Genomic DNA, 16,441 nt, shown 5'->3' with positions numbered 1-16,441 from the left:
CCCGGTCAAACCGGGCGGCCTCATGTTCGTCAGGATTGACCCTGTGCTTAGCGGAAGAGCGCCAGCACGTTGTCGGAGTTCGAGTTGGCGATCGAAAGCGCCTGGATACCGAGCTGCTGCTGGGTTTGGAGAGCCTTCAGCTTGGTCGATTCTTCGTTCATGTCGGCGTCGACCAGGCGGCCAACGCCCTTGTCGATCACGTCCATGAGGTCGGCCACAAAGCTGTCCTGCAGCTCGATGCGCATGTTGGTCGAGCCGATGGTTGCGGCGGCGTCAGTCATGTCCGAAAGCATCGAGTCAACGGCGGAGATCATGCCGTCGATCGTGTCATCGGTCGTGGAGGTGGTCAGTTCGATCGCATCCCCGGTCGCTGCAGTGGTCGAGCTTGCATCGATCAGGTAGTAGGACGCGGTCGTCGTGGTCGTGCCATCCGGCTGGGTAACCGACACGTCCTTGGTCAGCAGGCCGAGGCCAGCATCGTTGGTGTCGATCAGGGTCGAGTCAGCGGTGTTGAAGCTCAGCACGCCAACCGAAACAGTGTTGTCGGCAGCACGGTTGAACGAGCCGACCATTTCAACGGTGGTGTTCGCCGTCGTACTGTCGTTATAGAGCCAGTTTTCGCCCGAGAAGGAAGCGGATTCGGAGATCGACTGCAGCTGGTTCTTCAGCTCGGTCAGTTCCGAATTGATCTTTTCCTTGTCAACGCCCGGTTCGCGGGCAGCGACCAGCTTGGCCTTGATTTCGGTCACGACGTCGATCGCCGAATTCAGACCCGTGTAAGCGGTGTCCGTCTTTGCAGCGCCGAGGCCGAGAGCATCCTGAACGGTCGAAAGAGCCTTGTTGTCCGAACGCATGGTCGTGGCAATCGACCAATAGGCAGCGTTGTCGGAAGCGGTTTCGACGCGATAGCCACTGGAAATGCGGTTCTGCGTCTTTTCCATCGACTGGTTGATCGAACGCAGGGTGTCAAGTGCGGCAATAGCCGAAGTGTTGGTGTTGATGCTCGTCATTGGGGTTGTCCCTTAAATACGCGTTACAGAGAGGGACATGCCGGACTGTTCTACCGGCGATGACGTTTCGGCTTCATGCCAGAAGGCCCCCGTTCCCCGGCAGGCCTTCACGTCTCTCGTGGGGGGAGTATTGGTCCCCATTCATTGCCGATATCTTAATTCTGGCCGGGGCGCACGGATGCTGCAATTTTATAAAAAACAAAAAATGAATCGCCCGTCCCAATATGGAACGGGCGTTAAGTATAGTTCTTTTCAGCTCGTTAGTGTTAACCGAACACCGCAGATCGGTTGCTTGCCATTTGCAGCGTCAACTGAAGGATCTGACGAGACTGCTGACCAGAAGATTCCATCCGTCGATGAGAACGAAGAACAAGATCTTGAACGGCAGCGAAATCGATGTCGGCGGCAGCATCATCATGCCCATCGCCATTGTGATGGTTGCGACGATAAGGTCGATGACCAGAAACGGCAGCACGATGAGGAAGCCGATTTCAAAACCGCGGCGGATTTCCGAGATCATGAAGGCGGGAACCAGAACACGCAGATCCACCTTGCCATCGGAAACGGCAGGCTGGCCGCGTTCAGCAGCAATATCGGCAAAGAGCTTCAGATCCTTGTCGCGGGTGTTCGCCACCATGAACTCGCGGAACGGCTCGGCAATGCGCTGTACCGCCTCGGCTTCGGTAATCCGCTCTTCCAGCAGCGGCTGGGCCCCGTCGTTCCAAGCCTTCTCCAGAGTCGGTGACATGACGAAAAAGGTCATGAACAGGGCAAGGCTGGTCAGGATCATGTTCGATGGCGTCGTCGCCAGGCCCATGCCCGATCGCAGGATCGAGAATGCGATGATGAAGCGCGGGAAACTCGTCACCATCACCAGAATGCCTGGCGCGACCGACAGAACGGTGAGAAGACCGAAGGTGCGGATGATCCAGGATGCGACTGAGCCGCTGACCGGCGTATTGAGCACATCGGCCGTCGTCTGCTGCGCGAAGGCATCTGCCGACAGGCCGAGAAGGGCTGTGGTCATGACAAGGGCCAGCAGGCCTATTTGGGTAAACCTGGTCATTGGATCACAAACGCCCTGATAAGGACATTGCTCACCTTGCCTTCGGTCAGGATGTCGGCTCTCTCTTGCAGATCCGATTTCAGGAACTGAAAGCCGCGAGGTCCTTCGATCTGTTGCAGGGTCACGGTCCTCAGATACATCAAGATATCCTGATGGACGGCTTCGGCGATTTTCTCGTCCGGTTTTTCACGGAACATCAACGCCACTTCAAGACGGACCCAACGATCGGCCGGGAAGGCAAGATTGGAGGTAATCGGCTCAAGCTGGACAACACCGTTTTCCTCCGTGGCGAGGTGTGGCAGCCCCTCTTCCTTCTTCTCGCCGCCTTCGCCCTCTGCAGCAGGCGCCGGTTCCGGCTTCTTTTCCACGGCCGGGGCCGGTGTAACCTGCTGGGCCAGCATGCCACCGAGGAACCAGCCGCCGCCGCCCGCAATGGCGGTGAGTACCGCAACGATCGCGATCGTCGGAACGAGGGTCGATTTCTTTTTCGGTTGCGGCTCTTCGGTTTCGAGCAGGTCCGTCATGTTTTCACCTGCCGGCCTGGCCGGCTCTCATGTCTCAGAAAGGACTGTAGATATCGACGAGTTGCTGACCCACCGGCGGGTTCTGCACTTCTGTCAGACGACCGCGGCCACCGTAGGAGATGCGGGCTTCGGCGATCTTTTCATAGGAAATCTTGTTGTCGGCATCGACATCCTGCGGCCGGGCAATACCGGCGAGATTGAGGACGCGCAGTTCCTGGTTGACGCGCACTTCCTGCGAGCCGGAAATCAGCAGATTGCCATTGTCCAGGACACCGGTGACGACGACCGCAAGCTGAAGGCTCAGTTTTTCAGAGCGGTCGATCGAACCATCACCCTTGGTGTTGGTGGAACTGCTGAGCGAGTTATCCGAGTTGATGGGCAGGCCGAGAACCGAAAGGTCGGTCTTCTGCGAATATTCATTCGTCCGGCTGCGGTCCGTCGTATTGGCGAAGCTCGCCTCGTCATCGATCGAAATATTGACGGTCAGAATGTCGCCGATCTTGAGGGCGCGTGCATCTTTGAAGAGCGCTGCCTTCTGGTCACTCCACAGCGAATAGCCGGTCGCCATGTTCTGTGGCTGTTTCGGATAAAGCGCGAGCTCGGACTTCTGAGTAAAGTTCAAGCCGGCGCCGATCGGACTCATGGCCGGGGCGCGGTTGACTTCCTTGATCGTCTGACCGGAACAACCAGCCAGCAAAGCCGACGCTGCAAGTGCGGCAAATTTCATTTTCATGTAGGATTCCTTGCACTTGCAGCCGAAATGATGGCGGTGACCGTTGCTGCGGTCTTCGGTTCCATTTCCGACAGGATCAGCCCGGACTGGCGAGCCGACAGCTTCATGATAATGGCCGATGCCAGGCCGGGATCAACCATGGCCAGGCGAGCGGCAGCCGCATCGGGCGCCATGGTCTTGTAGATATCGACAAGACCGGCTTCGGCCATCTTGAGGAAATCATTGCGCTGCTTCAGCCAGGTTTCGTACTCGGTCTTGCGCTTTTCGAGAACGGCGATGCGTTCGTCGACCTGGGACTGCAATTTGTCGAGTTCGCTTTTCTGCAACAGATAGCGCTCGTCTCGGGCGGCATCGGCAATGTTGGCGCAGAAGGCCTTGATTTCTTCACGGGCCGTTTTCGGCGGCGCCTTCGGCTGATCTTCCGCAAGCGCGCCCGAAATCGACCCGGTGAGCAGAAGGAGGATCGGCAGCGCCGTGTTGCGGATGATGCGTACCATGCGCGTTTGATGATGGATCATTGCAGGACCAGCTCCGCGTTAAGGGCACCCGCCGACTTGATCCCTTGCAGGATGGCGATGATGCCGTCCGGCTTGACGCCGATGGAATTGAGACCGGAAACAAGCGTCTTCAAGTTGGGACCGGAAAGGATCGCCACCTTGCTGTTTGCCTGTTGAGCGATGATATCGGTCGAGGGCTGCACGGCCGTCTCGCCGTTCGAGAAGGGCAAGGGCTGCACCACTGTCGGGTTTTCCGACACCTGCACCGTCAGGGTTCCGTAGCTGACCGCAACCTCGGAGATGCGGACATCGGCGCCGATCACGATCGTTCCCGTGCGCTCGTTGACGACGACCTTGGCTGGCGTATCGGTTTCGACGGTCAGGTTTTCGATTTCGGCCATCAGTCGGGCGAGATCGGCCTGGCGCGGCTTTTCGACCACCACTTCCTGGGAATCGTTGAGCGAAGCGATTGCGCCGCCATAGGCTGTCGCCGAATACTGGTTGATCGCGTCCGTCATCCGGACGGCGGTCGAGAAATCCGGGTTGCGCAACTGCAGCACCAGGTTAACCGAATCCTTGAAGCGCGACGGCAGCGGCTTTTCGATGATGGCACCGTTCGGCACGCGGCCAGCCGTTGCAACGCCCTGCGTCAGCTGCGCTGCATCACCGCTGGCCGAAAAGCCCGAGACGATGATCGGCCCCTGCGCGACGGCATAGATCTGGCCATCGGCACCTGTGAGCGAGGTCATGACCAGCGTGCCGCCGCGAAGCGAGGTGGCATCACCGAGCGAGCTCACGGACACATCCATGCGGCTGCCGGGGCTGGCAAAGGGCGGCAGATTGGCCGTGACCATGACCGCCGCTATGTTCTTCGACCGGTTTTCGCCGCCCTGCGTGGAAATGCCGAGATTCTGCAGCATGGCGCGCAGCGACTGTTCAGTGAAGGGCGAAGAGCGCAGACCATCGCCCGTGCCCTGCAGGCCGACAACGAGACCATAGCCGATCAGCTGGTTGTCGCGACCAGATTGCAGCGAGGCAATGTCCTTGATGCGGGCGACAGACCCTGCCTGTGCGCCCGAAAGCGGCGCCAGAACCAGCAGGATCGACAGGAAAAGAGAAAATGCAGATTTCATTTCTGCTCCACCAGAACCGTTCCGTCCTGCATGACCGTGCCCGAGATGATGACGCCGGTATCGGTATTGCGAACCTTGATGAACTCGCCGGTAATCGCATCTGCTAGCGGCGTGCCGGCAGCCGTGATGCGCAGGCCGCCCTGGTCGTAGACGAGGACGATCTTGTCACCGCGCTTGAGCGTGTAGGGTTGGCGAAGGGAGGAAACCATGATCGTACGGCCCGGCAGCAATGTGCGCGTCGTCACCATGCCGCGAACCTCGTCCATTGCCTTGGCATAACCACCCATGAGCTTGGGATTGGTCACCGGCACCGACTGGATCTTCGAGGCATCGATTTCTTCGCCCGGATAGATGATCTGGGTCGGCACGATGGCGAAGCCGAGATCGCCGGCCCAGGCCGGAACGGCGAAGGCCAGCCCGGCCATAACGGCCAGAGCTGACTTGATCGACTGCATTTTTGATCTGCTGGCGGTGGCAAACGTCATGTTTGGCCCTCCCCTTCCCTTACCGCATGTTCTTGGAAACCGTGGCTGCCATTTCGTCTGCGGTGGTGATAACCTTGGAGTTCATCTCATAGGCGCGCTGGGCGGTAATGAGCTGGGTGATTTCCTTGACCGGATCGACGTTCGAGCCTTCCAGATAACCCTGCTGGATATAACCGTAGGACGGATCATCCGGCACGCCGACGACCGGAGCGCCCGAGGCAGAGGTTTCCTGGAACAGGTTGCCGCCGAGTTCCTTGAGGCCCGCTTCGTTGACGAAGTTGGCGATCTGCAACTGACCGAGCGAGGTCGTGGTCGAAGAATTGCCGATCGTGGCAATAACTTCGCCGGAACGGTTGATCGTCACCTGCGTGGCATCGACCGGAACAGTGATGTTCGGAATGACCTTGTAGCCGTCAGCCGTCACCAGATCGCCGTCTTCGTTCTTGTTGAAGGCGCCGTCACGCGTATAGAGCGTCGTTCCATCCGGCGCTTCGACCTGGAAGAACCCGCGCCCCGAAATGGCGAGGTCGTAGCTGTTTCCGGTTTCAGTAAAATCGCCCTGGGTGTGCAGGCTGCGCACGGCCACCGTGCGCACGCCGAGACCGATATTGATACCTTCCGGGATCATGGCCTGGTTGCCGCTGTTCGGCGTTCCCTGGGCCCGTTCGCTTTGATAGAGCAGATCGGAAAACTCGGCACGGGCGCGCTTGTAGCCCGTCGTGTTCATGTTGGCGATATTGTTGGATATCACCTCAAGATTGGTCTGCTGGGCATCCATACCCGTGGCAGCGATGGCAAGAGCTCTCATCTTATTATCCTTCAGATCTGCATCTTGACGATATCGAGGTATGCCGCGACGACCTTGTCCCGGAATGCCATTGCTGTTTGCAGCGTCTGGTCCGCTGCCATGACCGATTCAACCACTTCGCGAACGCTGGCCTTGCCGAGCATTCCGTCGATCGATTTCGTTTCCGCCTGCTTGATATTGTCCACGAACTTCGACGACAGATCTCCGATGTAGCTGGCGAAGCTGGCGCCGGCCATGTCAGCCTGGGCGGCCGGATCGAGCCTGTTGGTTTCGGAGGCATTTTCCGCCGACTTGAGGGCGGAAGCGATGGATGTACCGTTGAGTGCCTGGATTGAATCGATCATGACGGGTTCTTCAGAAGGTCGATGGTGGAGCTGATGAGATCATGTGTCTGCCGGATCGACTGCAGGTTCGCCTCGTAGGAACGATTGGCTTCGCGCATGTCGGCCATTTCGACCAGGATGTTCACATTCGGATATTTGACGACGCCCTTGGCATCTGCCGCCGGATTGCCCGGATCGAACTCGGTGGTAAAGGCCGTGCGATCGAGGCCGATCTTCTTGATTTCAACCGTCTCGATGCCGGAGGAACGATCGAGAATTTCGCCGAAGGTCACGGTCTTGCGCTGATAGGGGTCTGCACCCGGTGTGGTTCCGGTGGACCGTGCGTTGGCGAGGTTTTCCGAAACGACCCGGAGGCGCACCGATTGCGCTTCGAGGCCGGACGAGGAGACAGCGAGGGATGCGTTCAACGGATCCATGGTCAGCCCTTCCGAACGGTAAGAAGAATCATTTTATTGAAAGCTTTGACGACACCCGTGTTGAGGTCGTAATCGCGCTTGATCATGCCCTCCTTGAAAAGCTCGTCCGACAGATCGACCGAGTTTCCGGAAAGCTGGGCCGCGGCACCCTTGTTGTCCTTGGCTTCAACGACGAAGCTGTCGGAGGCGGAATCCGTGAAATGCATCGGATTGGTCGCCGCCATCGGGACATTGGTATTGTTGAGAATGTAGTCGAAGGGAGAGACATCCTTGGCCCGAAAGCCAGGCGTGTTGGCGTTGGCAATGTTGCCCGACACCACGCTTTGCCTGACCGTCAACCACTCTGCCTGCCGTGATGCGAGATCGAATAACTTCGTCGGCTGGATTGGGTCCATGGTCACATCTCTCCGTCTTCATGACTTCACCTGAAACCTAGAGAGATAATCTTGCGCGGGACTTGCCCAGTTTCACTGTTCCTTGCCGTTGGAACCGTAGATTTCGCCGCGATCGGTAATGATCACCCAGCGGCCGCTGCGCTCCTCGACACTCGCCACTTTCGACAGGTCCGGCAGGCTCGATCCGACCTCGACGACATAGATTCCCGTCTTGTCCTCGATCATGGCACGGCCGTTGGCGACATGAAGCAGATGAAAGTCCACGGGCGACGCCGGGAAAGGCTGCGCGTCGGCGGAAGCCGGATCCTCTTCCGGATCCTGCTTGGCGTTCGGAACCGTTGCGGTCTTGATATCGTCAGGCACGTCCGGCTTGGCGGAATCCTCGGCCTTGCCGCTGCTGGCCGTTTCCGGCGGCGTTTCCAGCGGACGACCCGTCCAGCTCGCGATCCCCTGACCGGACACGAGCGCCCTGAGATTTGCGGTAAACTGGTCCTCGTTGAAGAAGACATACCAGGGAAAGAATGCAGCAGAGGCCGCCAGCACGCCGCCGGCGATGCCGAGCATACGGTCGCTGATGACCGGCTTGCTCTTCCTGGCTTTTACAGGGCGGATCGGATCTTCTTGCTCTAGGTCGGTCATTGTCTCTGGCGCCCCGTCATAGGCTGACCCTGCTGGTTCTGCTGGGCTGCCGATCGCAATGCGGTCGCAAGATCGGCAAAGGCATCCCTGGCGGGCTTTTCGGAAGGTGTCTGTTTCAGGGTTTCATAAATCACCGGCACCTGCTTGATCGCCATGTCGAGATCGGGATCCGAACCGGCGCGGTAGCCGCCGATCAGGCGCAGGTCGCGGGTTTCTTCGTATCGGTGAATGAGCGACTTCAGGCGCGAGACCAGTTTCTCCTCGTCCTGCGTCCAGGCCTTGCGGGCGAGACGAGAAATCGAGGCCAGAGGATTGATCGGCGGATAACGCCCTTCTTCGGCGAGCGACCGGTCCATCACGATATGGCCATCGAGAATGCCGCGGGTGGAATCGGCGATCGGGTCGTTGTGATTGTCACCATCCACCAGGATCGAGATGATCGCGGTGATCGTTCCGGTGCCTTCCGGACCCGGTCCGGCACGCTCGAGCAATCGCGGAAGTTCGGTAAACACGGAAGCCGGATAGCCACGCGCAATCGGCGGCTCGCCGGCGGCGGTCGCAACTTCGCGGATGGCATGGGCAAAGCGGGTTACGCTGTCGACGATGAGGAGCACATTGTCGCCCTGATCGCGGAAATGTTCGGCGATCGTCATCGCCGAGAGCGGTGCCATCTTGCGCAACATCGGGCTTTCGTCCGAGGTTGCGACGACGGCAATCGATTTCTTCATGTTTTCGCCGAGCGTATCCTCGATGAATTCGCGCACTTCGCGGCCACGCTCGCCAACAAGGGCGATCACGACCTTGTCAAAGGCTTCCGCCCGCGCCAGCATCGACAGAAGCGTCGATTTACCGACGCCAGACCCGGCGAAGATACCGAGGCGCTGGCCGAGGCAGAGCGGCGAAAAGATATCGATCGCCTTCACACCGGTCCGAAAACCTGTCTGAACGCGCTGGCGGCTCATGGAGGGCGGAGCGATATTGCTGATCGGCCTGCGATCATCGCCGCGATCGAGCGAGCCCAGGCCGTCGATCGGATCGCCGAGAGAATTGATCGTACGGCCGAGCCAGGCATCGGTCGGCGCCAGACGGAATGCACCGCGGCGAATGATCATATCGCCGATCCCAATAGGCTCGCCCGGCTCGATCGGGCAGACGAAGGCAATATCGGGCTCCACGCGCACGACTTCGCCGAGATGGATTCCCGAAGGGCTCTGATGGGCGACGAAATCGCCGAGCCGCACATGGTGCGACAGACCCGAGACGGTATAGTGACCGGCAGCGATGGTCTTGACCCGGCCTGCCGGCGCCACGAGTGCTCCGGGCTCGGAGTAACGAGCGATCAGGCGCGAAACTTCGGCCAGCCGGGGATAGGATTCCAGCGGCTGTTCCAGGACCTGTTCATCCTCAATAACGTCCATCGGCTGACATTCCCTGCGAGCGTACGATCTGGATTGAAAACCTGAAAACCGGCGCATCGCGCAGCGCCGGCAGGTCAGCCATCATCAACGGGCACCGCCCAGCGCCTTTACCGCGTCCGAAATGCTGGTTTCGCTGTCGCGCATAAGCTGCGTGACATATTCGAAATTGCGCGACACGGTGATCATCTGGGTCATCTGCTGGATCGGATTGACATTGGCCTGTTCGAGATAGCCCTGCGCGACGCCGATATCAGCCCGGTCGACAACCGGCTGCGGCTGCTCGTTGGGGATGATCGCCGAATTGCCGACGCGGGTGAAATTGGCGCCGATATTGGCCTCAAACAGACCCAGCGTGGCGACCGGCTGGTTGTTCTGGTAAAGAACGCCATCGGCAGAGACTGTCGGAGCACCGGCATTGCCGTTGATCTGGATCGGCGCGCCACCGGCGTCGAGCACGGGGTAGCCCTGGAGGGTCACCAACTGACCGGTCTCGAGAACGGAGAAGCGACCATCCTTGGTGAGAGCCGGACCCTGCGGCGTATCGATCGAGAACCAGGCATCGCCGCGCACGGCAAAATCGAGCGGGTTTTCGGTCTGGACGAGGGCACCGTTGGCGGTCGAAAGATATTCCTCGCCGGTGGAGACATAGTCGACCTTGGTGCCCTCGGCACGGGTCATGACATCGTCGAACTTCATTTGTGTCGCGCGAAAACCCACCGTATTCATGTTGGCGAGATTATCGGCGATCGTGTTCATCCGACGCTCGAGAGAAATCTGCGATGACAGTGCGACGTAAATTCCTGACTGCATTCCGGTTTCGTCCCTGATCCCGCCCGTTCATGTGCGGTCTGTTGCCGATGTTGCCGTGGCCGGCACGCCTGGGAACATAATGGTACCGCAGGCTATTGAGGCGGAATGTCGTCGCATTCGCTTGTGCGAAACTGTCGGGAATTTACGGTTTTTTAACCCGATGTTAACCAGCCTCACGCAAGCCTATAACCGTATTCCGTTTTCATCAGACAGTATGTCCCGGGCTGTGCCAAATGAACATTATCATTGGATTGGTTATCGTATTCGGTTGCATCATTGGCAGCTTCATGGCCAGTGGTGGTCATATCGACGTTCTCTGGCAGCCCTATGAATTTATCGTCATCGGCGGCGCCGGTCTCGGCGCCTTCATTGCCGGAACGCCGATCAAGGTGATCAAGGATTCGGGCAAGGCCATCGGCGAAGCCTTCAAGAATGCCGTTCCCAAGGAACGTCACTATCTCGATACGCTCGGCGTTCTCTATTCGCTGATGCGCGATCTGCGCACCAAGTCGCGCAACGAAATCGAAGCCCATATCGACAATCCCGATGAAAGCCCGATCTTCCAGACGGCTCCTTCGGTTCTGAAGAACAAGGAACTGACGGCCTTCATCTGCGACTATGTGCGCCTGATCATCATCGGTAACGCCCGCAGCCATGAAATCGAAGCGCTGATGGACGAGGAAATCCAGACCATCGAGCATGACAAGCTGAAGTCTTATCATGCGGTCCAGAACATGGGTGACTCCTTCCCCGCGATCGGTATCGTGGCCGCCGTTCTCGGCGTTATTCACGCCATGGGTGCCATCACCGAACCGCCGGAAGTTCTCGGTCACCTGATCGGTGCGGCTCTCGTTGGTACCTTCACCGGTATTCTTCTGTCCTACTGCGTGGTCAACCCGCTGATCTACATGATGAAGGCGGTCCGTACCAAGCAGAACCGGCTCTATGTCATCGTCAAGCAGACCCTGATTGCCTACATGAACGGCTCGGTTCCGCAGGTGGCGCTCGAATATGGCCGCAAGACAATCTCCTCCTATGAGCGCCCGTCGATCGACGCGGTTGAACAAGAAATGATGAACCCAGGTGGTGGCGGCGAAAAAGCCGCCTGACAAGTGACGGGATAGCAATGACTGCTGCAAACTCGATGATGGAATCGAAACTTCTTTCACTTCTGACTGGCGAACTTGGCAGCCAGCATAAAGTTGCCAAGATCAGCGCCGATATCGGCCATGTGCTTTCGACCTTCCTGAGCGACCTGATTGAGCTGGAAACGAAGCTCAATTTCAAGTTCGCCTATGACGGCTGCGTGACCGGGCTGAAAAGCGAACTGATCCACGATCTCGACGAATTCCAAATCCTCGTCGATGGCGAGCTCAAGAACTGGAGCAACGACTTCACGATCGCCTGCAACACCCAGGTGACGACCGCCATGGTCGAATGCATGCTGGGTGGCGACCCGGAATCGATCGTGGAACCGGAGAGCCGGCCCGCATCCGCGATCGAGCTCGAAATGGCGCCGATGTTCATCAACAAGATCGCTCAGGTGCTGAAGTCGGCCGTCAATGCCCCCGGCAATTACGAACCGATCCTGACCAAGCCCTACAACGCTGAAAACCGCCCGAAGCCGGATGATGGCTATGTCGACATGTATGCGACCACGATTCGCATGAAGGTCGAATTCGGCAACATGGTCAGTGAATTCTCCATCATCGTTCCGCAGAAGGCGCTTCTCAAGACGGACGTCAAGGTTCCGATGCCTGCGATGTCCGCCAACCGGACGCCGGAAGGCTGGGCGGAAAAGATCCAGGAAAAGGTACGCAAGTCCGACGTTCGCGTCGAAGCCCGCATCAACCTGACGCCTCTCAAGCTCGGAACGATTTCACGCCTGCAACCCGGCGATGTCATTCCCTTTCTCGACAGCGGCGATGTCAGCGTCGAAGTCTCGGCCAATGGTCGCGAACTCTATCGTTGCGAGTTCGGCCGGGCTGGCGAGCAATATACCGTGCGCGTTCGTGACACAGCGACCACGGAAAAATCATTAATACAGCAACTCATTGGCTGAGCGCATGGCGGTAAAAGCCCTGCGCAAGTTTCAACTGGGATAAGTTCGTCATGGCAAAGAAAGCAACCTCAGCAGCACCCAGCCTCGAAGCTGACGACAAGGCCGGAGAACTCGATCAGGCGATCGACGATCTTCGGGGCGTCCTCAAGGCTGACAAGGAAGGCGACAACGCACTCGGCGGCGATTTTGCCGCTGATTTCGGCGCAACCGATGATGCCGGCGGCTTCGGCGGCGATTTTGGCGGCGAGATTGGCGAAATCGGTGGTGATTTCGGCGGCAGCACGGATTTCGGCAACACGGATTTCGGCGGCTCCGACCTCGGCGGCGGCATGGATTTCGGCGCAAGCAGCGATTTCGGATCGTCGAGCATGCCGGCGAGCGAACCTGGTAGTGCGCTTCACGCCAATCTCGACATGATCATGAATATCCCGATTGATGTTCAGATCATCCTCGGCGAAAGCCGGATGCAAGTTTCGACCCTTATGGGTCTTACGGAAGGGTCGATTATCTCGCTCGATCGCAAGATCGGTGAACCGGTCGATCTAATCGTCAACGGACGTCTGATCGGACGTGGAGAGATCACTGTACTGGAAAACGACGATACACGTTTCGGCATCAAGCTGCTTGAGGTCAGCCCAGCCGGGAAAAAATGAATTTAGCCGCTAACAACCGGAATGAATCCGGGGAGGTGTCGAGATGTTTGACTTCGACAATTTTGGAGAGAGTGCTTCCAGCAACCTGAAGGCCCCGGAAAAAGCCGCGGCCGTTCTGCTGGCGATGGGCCGTGGCGTTGCCGGTCGGCTCCTCAAATATTTTACCCAGGCCGAACTGCAAACCATTATTCAATCCGCACAGCATCTTCGTTCCATTCCTCCGCATGAGCTGATTGAACTCGTCAACGAGTTCGAGGATCTGTTCTCCGAAGGCACCGGCCTCATGGATAATGCCAAGGCCATTGAGGGCATCCTCGAAGAAGGCCTGACGCCGGACGAGGTGGATGGCCTGCTCGGCCGCCGCACTGCATTCCAGGCACTGGAAACCTCGATCTGGGATCAGCTCGAAAATGCCGATCCGCAGTTTGTCGCCCGTTATCTTCTCAAGGAACATCCGCAGACGATCGCCTATATCCTGTCGATGGTTCCTTCTTCGGCCGGGGCACGCGTTCTCATGGAAATGCCCGAAAGCCGGCGCGCCGATATTCTCAACCGTACCGTCAAACTCAAGGATGTCAGCCCCAAGGCTGCCGGCATTATTGAAAACCGCGTCATCGAGATCCTTCGCGAATATGATGCCGAGCGCAACTCGACCGGCACCGTCAAGGTCGCGGAACTGATGAACGAGCTCGAAAAGAACCAGGTCGAGAACCTGCTCGATTCGCTGGAAGCGCTCAGCCAGGAAGCCGCACAGAAGGTTCGTCCGAAGATCTTCCTGTTCGAAGATCTGCTGGCCATGCCGCAGCGCAGCCGCGTCGCGCTCTTCAACGATATTTCCGGCGATGTTATCACCACAGCGCTGCGCGATTCGCCGGTCGATATCCGCGAAGCCGTCCTCTCCTCCATCGGCGCACGTCAGCGCCGCATGATCGAGTCCGATCTTTCGGCTCCCGCTTCCGGCATCACCGCGCGCCAGATCGCGATTGCCCGCCGCTCGATTGCCCAGGAAGCCATCCGACTGGCAACGAACGGCCAGATCGTGCTCAAGGATCCGAGCCAGTCCGAAGCTGCCTGATAGGCTGATGCTGGTGGAATCACCCGTTCGGGGATAGTGTGGACCTTTCAATGTCCATCTATCCCCGTTCTGCGTTCTACCGGGGCTGATCGAAATCCCTGAAAGGGGCCGCAGTGTCTGATTCTGCAGACAAGGAAAGCAAAACAGAAGCGCCAACACAGAAGCGCTATACCGATGCGGCCGAGAAGGGTAACGTCCCCTTCTCGCGCGAAGTCACGGTCTTTGCCTCGACCCTCGGCATCTACATCTATCTTCTGTTCTATCTGCCGAGCGGCGTGGCCTCGCTGTGGGAATCTCTGCGCGATCTGTTCGAGAAGCCGGACCAGTGGCGGTTTGAATCCGGCCCCGACATCGTTGCTCTCTTCATGCGGCTTGCGGGCGAAGCTGCGGTCATGGTCGTTCCCGCTTTCGTGCTGATGGCTATGTTCGGGGTCGGCTCGTCGGTCCTGCAGAATCTGCCGAGCCCGGTGCTCGATCGTATCGCGCCGAAATTCTCGCGCCTCAATCCGGTCGCCGGTTTCCAGCGCATCTTCGGCCTTCCGGGTCTGGTCGAATTCGGCAAGTCGCTGTTCAAGGTGCTGGTGGTCGGTATCATCATCGTCATTTCCCTACGTGGCGAATTCCTGACATCGCTCGACGCCATGTATGCCGATCCGCAGTTCCTGTTGAGCCGGCTGACCTCGGATGTGAAGGTCGTTCTCATCATCATTCTGATCGCGTCCGCAGCGATCGGTATCGCCGACTATTTCTGGACCCATCACCAGTGGTTCACCGAACTCAAGATGACCAAGGAGGAAGTGAAGGAAGAGCGCAAGCAGCAGGATGGCGATCCGCTCATGAAACAGAAGCGGCGCTCCTTTGCGCGTGATCTGGCGCGCCGCCGCATGATTGCCGCTGTGCCCCGCGCCACGCTCGTGATCGCAAACCCGACCCACTATGCCGTAGCCCTTCGCTATGTGCGGGAAGAAGACCCCGCTCCCGTGGTCATCGCGAAGGGCGCCGATCTCATCGCGCTCAAAATCCGTTCCGTTGCCGAGGAAAACGGCATCCCCGTCTTTGAAGATCCCCCCCTGGCGCGCTCCATGTTTGCGCAAGTCTCGGTGGATAGTGTGATTCCACCAGTTTTCTACAAGGCAGTCGCTGAGCTCATCCAGCGTATTTACGCATCCAAGACCAGGCCAAGACGGACTCATTGAGATCAATGAAAAAAAGCACCCACTCTCTTGAACGCGAGCGGATCGTCGCCGAAGCGATGCGTCCAGTGGCAACCGAACTTAGAATGATCGATGCAGCGGATCTGGTGTCACTCTTGCGGTTCGAACGCTGGGGCAGCCTCACCGATCTCGTCAGTTCCGCGGCGGAGCTCTATTTCCTGCCGGGAACGGTGCGCTTTGCCACCAGTGGCGAATTCCGGCTGGATTGGGATACGAAACCGGAAATCCTGCTTGATCTCGAGATCAAGCCGGATGGCGTTACGATCTATGCGCAACTGTCGCTCACCGACGATCAGGCCGGCATCGATATCAACCATATTGCCTTTCATGAACCGACCTCGGATCCGGACGAGGAAACCCGCTTTCTCGAAGATACGCTTTCAAAGGCACGCTTCGTGGTAACGCCGCGCAAGCCGCAAGCGATCCAGAGCGATAATCAGGCGATGTAGCCTTGCCGGATCGCCTTCGCGATCGCCTGGATCCGGTTTACCGAATCCAGCTTCACGGTTGCTGATGCGAGATAGGCGTTGACCGTGTGAACGGAAAGGCCAAGTTTCGCGGCAATTTCTTCGCTGACCAGCCCGTCACCCGCCAGCTGAAGACAGCCGATTTCACGGTTGCTCAGCACCTCATCGGGCGCCGAGCGCCTTTCATCGAGAACAAGCAGATCCATCATCAGCTGATTGCTGCGCAGATGCAGGTCAAGGATGACTTCGCTGGTCAGATCGAGATAATTGCCGACAAAAACCGTATAGCCATTGCCCATCGAGCCAAGCCTGACGGGGAGCGCCACACCGCAGACCGGCAGAACGCGCTGTTTGATGCGGGTCACGAAACCGGCAAAATCCGGCGTCTCGGCCGTCTGGCTGTCCTCGCGTCCATTCCACATCAGTGGCGTTGACGAAAGCTCCAGATGATCGAGCAGGGCCTGGCCGTAATGGTCGAGAATGGCCGTTGCACTGACTTCACTGTCGCTGGCGAAATTATCGAGAATGCAGGAAAGCTTGCGGCGACTCGCCAGGCCGGAATTGTTCGTCTTCAGGACCGCGAAGTAGCGCGCATGCGCAAACCGCTGCATGGCCACGAGGCGCGGAAAGAAATCGGAACGACTGACGGGGCGGGACTGTTTGCGGCTTTGCTCGACTTGCACTTTCATGAC

At 58.4% G+C, this 16,441-nt stretch carries 21 protein-coding genes; 6 read left to right on the top strand and 15 right to left on the bottom strand.

What is annotated here, in order from left to right; genetic code table 11:
• Window positions 1-47: 47 nt before the first annotated feature.
• The 14 genes from Q4481_RS01290 to flgF form a co-directional block, all read right to left on the bottom strand.
• Complete coding sequence (locus Q4481_RS01290; protein WP_304374447.1) at window positions 48-1,010, bottom strand: flagellin N-terminal helical domain-containing protein; 963 nt, start codon at window positions 1,008-1,010, stop codon at window positions 48-50.
• Window positions 1,011-1,317: 307 nt separating this feature from the next.
• The gene (gene fliP / locus Q4481_RS01285) at window positions 1,318-2,037 is read right to left on the bottom strand and encodes a flagellar type III secretion system pore protein FliP (protein WP_304374446.1); all 720 of its coding nucleotides are present in this window, start codon (window positions 2,035-2,037) and stop codon (window positions 1,318-1,320) included.
• A 35-nt stretch (window positions 2,038-2,072) separates the two neighbouring features.
• The gene (locus Q4481_RS01280) at window positions 2,073-2,600 is read right to left on the bottom strand and encodes a flagellar basal body-associated FliL family protein (RefSeq protein ID WP_304374445.1); all 528 of its coding nucleotides are present in this window, start codon (window positions 2,598-2,600) and stop codon (window positions 2,073-2,075) included.
• A gap of 34 nt (window positions 2,601-2,634) precedes the next feature.
• A complete protein-coding gene (gene flgH, locus Q4481_RS01275) occupies window positions 2,635-3,333 on the bottom strand; it encodes a flagellar basal body L-ring protein FlgH (protein WP_304374443.1) in 699 nt (232 codons plus the stop codon).
• Window positions 3,330-3,851, bottom strand: coding sequence for a MotE family protein (locus Q4481_RS01270; RefSeq protein ID WP_304374441.1), 522 nt, complete (start codon window positions 3,849-3,851; stop codon window positions 3,330-3,332). Before Q4481_RS01270 ends, flgH begins: the two co-directional genes overlap by 4 nt.
• Window positions 3,848-4,963: a flagellar basal body P-ring protein FlgI gene (locus Q4481_RS01265; protein ID WP_304374438.1), complete on the bottom strand. Its 1,116-nt coding sequence runs from the start codon at window positions 4,961-4,963 to the stop codon at window positions 3,848-3,850. Before Q4481_RS01265 ends, Q4481_RS01270 begins: the two co-directional genes overlap by 4 nt.
• Window positions 4,960-5,448 carry a flagellar basal body P-ring formation chaperone FlgA gene (gene flgA, locus Q4481_RS01260; RefSeq protein ID WP_304374437.1) on the bottom strand — a complete coding sequence of 163 codons (489 nt, stop codon included), beginning with the start codon at window positions 5,446-5,448 and terminating at the stop codon, window positions 4,960-4,962. The genes Q4481_RS01265 and flgA overlap by 4 nt, the downstream gene beginning before the upstream one ends.
• A gap of 19 nt (window positions 5,449-5,467) precedes the next feature.
• A complete protein-coding gene (gene flgG, locus Q4481_RS01255) occupies window positions 5,468-6,256 on the bottom strand; it encodes a flagellar basal-body rod protein FlgG (RefSeq protein WP_304374436.1) in 789 nt (262 codons plus the stop codon).
• An 11-nt stretch (window positions 6,257-6,267) separates the two neighbouring features.
• On the bottom strand, window positions 6,268-6,600 hold the full coding sequence (gene fliE, locus Q4481_RS01250) for a flagellar hook-basal body complex protein FliE (protein WP_304374435.1): 333 nt from the start codon (window positions 6,598-6,600) through the stop codon (window positions 6,268-6,270).
• A complete protein-coding gene (gene flgC / locus Q4481_RS01245; protein WP_304374433.1) occupies window positions 6,597-7,016 on the bottom strand; it encodes a flagellar basal body rod protein FlgC in 420 nt (139 codons plus the stop codon). The genes fliE and flgC overlap by 4 nt, the downstream gene beginning before the upstream one ends.
• Window positions 7,017-7,018: 2 nt before the next feature.
• On the bottom strand, window positions 7,019-7,402 hold the full coding sequence (gene flgB / locus Q4481_RS01240) for a flagellar basal body rod protein FlgB (protein WP_304374752.1): 384 nt from the start codon (window positions 7,400-7,402) through the stop codon (window positions 7,019-7,021).
• An 81-nt stretch (window positions 7,403-7,483) separates the two neighbouring features.
• Window positions 7,484-8,050, bottom strand: a complete 567-nt coding sequence (locus Q4481_RS01235; RefSeq protein WP_304374432.1) for a flagellar protein — start codon at window positions 8,048-8,050, stop codon at window positions 7,484-7,486.
• On the bottom strand, window positions 8,047-9,468 hold the full coding sequence (fliI, locus tag Q4481_RS01230) for a flagellar protein export ATPase FliI (protein WP_304374430.1): 1,422 nt from the start codon (window positions 9,466-9,468) through the stop codon (window positions 8,047-8,049). The genes Q4481_RS01235 and fliI overlap by 4 nt, the downstream gene beginning before the upstream one ends.
• Window positions 9,469-9,552: 84 nt before the next feature.
• Window positions 9,553-10,278, bottom strand: coding sequence for a flagellar basal-body rod protein FlgF (gene flgF, locus Q4481_RS01225; protein WP_304374428.1), 726 nt, complete (start codon window positions 10,276-10,278; stop codon window positions 9,553-9,555).
• Between the two features lie 233 nt (window positions 10,279-10,511).
• Here flgF and motA point away from each other — a divergent pair, with 233 nt between their 5' ends.
• The 6 genes from motA (at window position 10,512) to Q4481_RS01195 (ending at window position 15,731) form a co-directional block, all read left to right on the top strand.
• A complete protein-coding gene (motA, locus tag Q4481_RS01220) occupies window positions 10,512-11,387 on the top strand; it encodes a flagellar motor stator protein MotA (RefSeq protein ID WP_304374426.1) in 876 nt (291 codons plus the stop codon).
• Between the two features lie 17 nt (window positions 11,388-11,404).
• Window positions 11,405-12,340, top strand: a complete 936-nt coding sequence (locus Q4481_RS01215) for a FliM/FliN family flagellar motor switch protein (protein WP_304374425.1) — start codon at window positions 11,405-11,407, stop codon at window positions 12,338-12,340.
• A 50-nt stretch (window positions 12,341-12,390) separates the two neighbouring features.
• Window positions 12,391-12,993 (top strand): flagellar motor switch protein FliN, encoded by a 603-nt coding sequence (fliN, locus tag Q4481_RS01210; protein ID WP_304374424.1) that lies wholly within the window; start codon window positions 12,391-12,393, stop codon window positions 12,991-12,993.
• A 43-nt stretch (window positions 12,994-13,036) separates the two neighbouring features.
• The gene (locus tag Q4481_RS01205; RefSeq protein WP_304374422.1) at window positions 13,037-14,068 is read left to right on the top strand and encodes a flagellar motor switch protein FliG; all 1,032 of its coding nucleotides are present in this window, start codon (window positions 13,037-13,039) and stop codon (window positions 14,066-14,068) included.
• 113 nt (window positions 14,069-14,181) lie between these two features.
• Window positions 14,182-15,264, top strand: coding sequence for a flagellar biosynthesis protein FlhB (gene flhB / locus Q4481_RS01200; protein ID WP_304374421.1), 1,083 nt, complete (start codon window positions 14,182-14,184; stop codon window positions 15,262-15,264).
• A 5-nt stretch (window positions 15,265-15,269) separates the two neighbouring features.
• Window positions 15,270-15,731 carry a BspJ family T4SS effector nucleomodulin gene (locus Q4481_RS01195; protein ID WP_304374419.1) on the top strand — a complete coding sequence of 154 codons (462 nt, stop codon included), beginning with the start codon at window positions 15,270-15,272 and terminating at the stop codon, window positions 15,729-15,731.
• Here the strand turns inward: Q4481_RS01195 and visR are convergent.
• Entirely contained in the window at window positions 15,719-16,438 is a 720-nt protein-coding gene (gene visR, locus Q4481_RS01190) for a transcriptional regulator VisR (protein ID WP_304374417.1), read from the bottom strand. The genes Q4481_RS01195 and visR overlap by 13 nt on opposite strands.
• Window positions 16,439-16,441 lie beyond the last annotated feature (3 nt).

The sequence above is a fragment of the Fluviirhizobium alvei genome (genome assembly GCF_030551875.1).
Taxonomy (GTDB): Bacteria; Pseudomonadota; Alphaproteobacteria; order Rhizobiales; family Rhizobiaceae; genus Rhizobium_E; species Rhizobium_E alvei.
The sequence above is the reverse complement of the archived record's forward strand: the minus strand, read 5'-3'. Positions and strand labels throughout refer to the sequence as shown.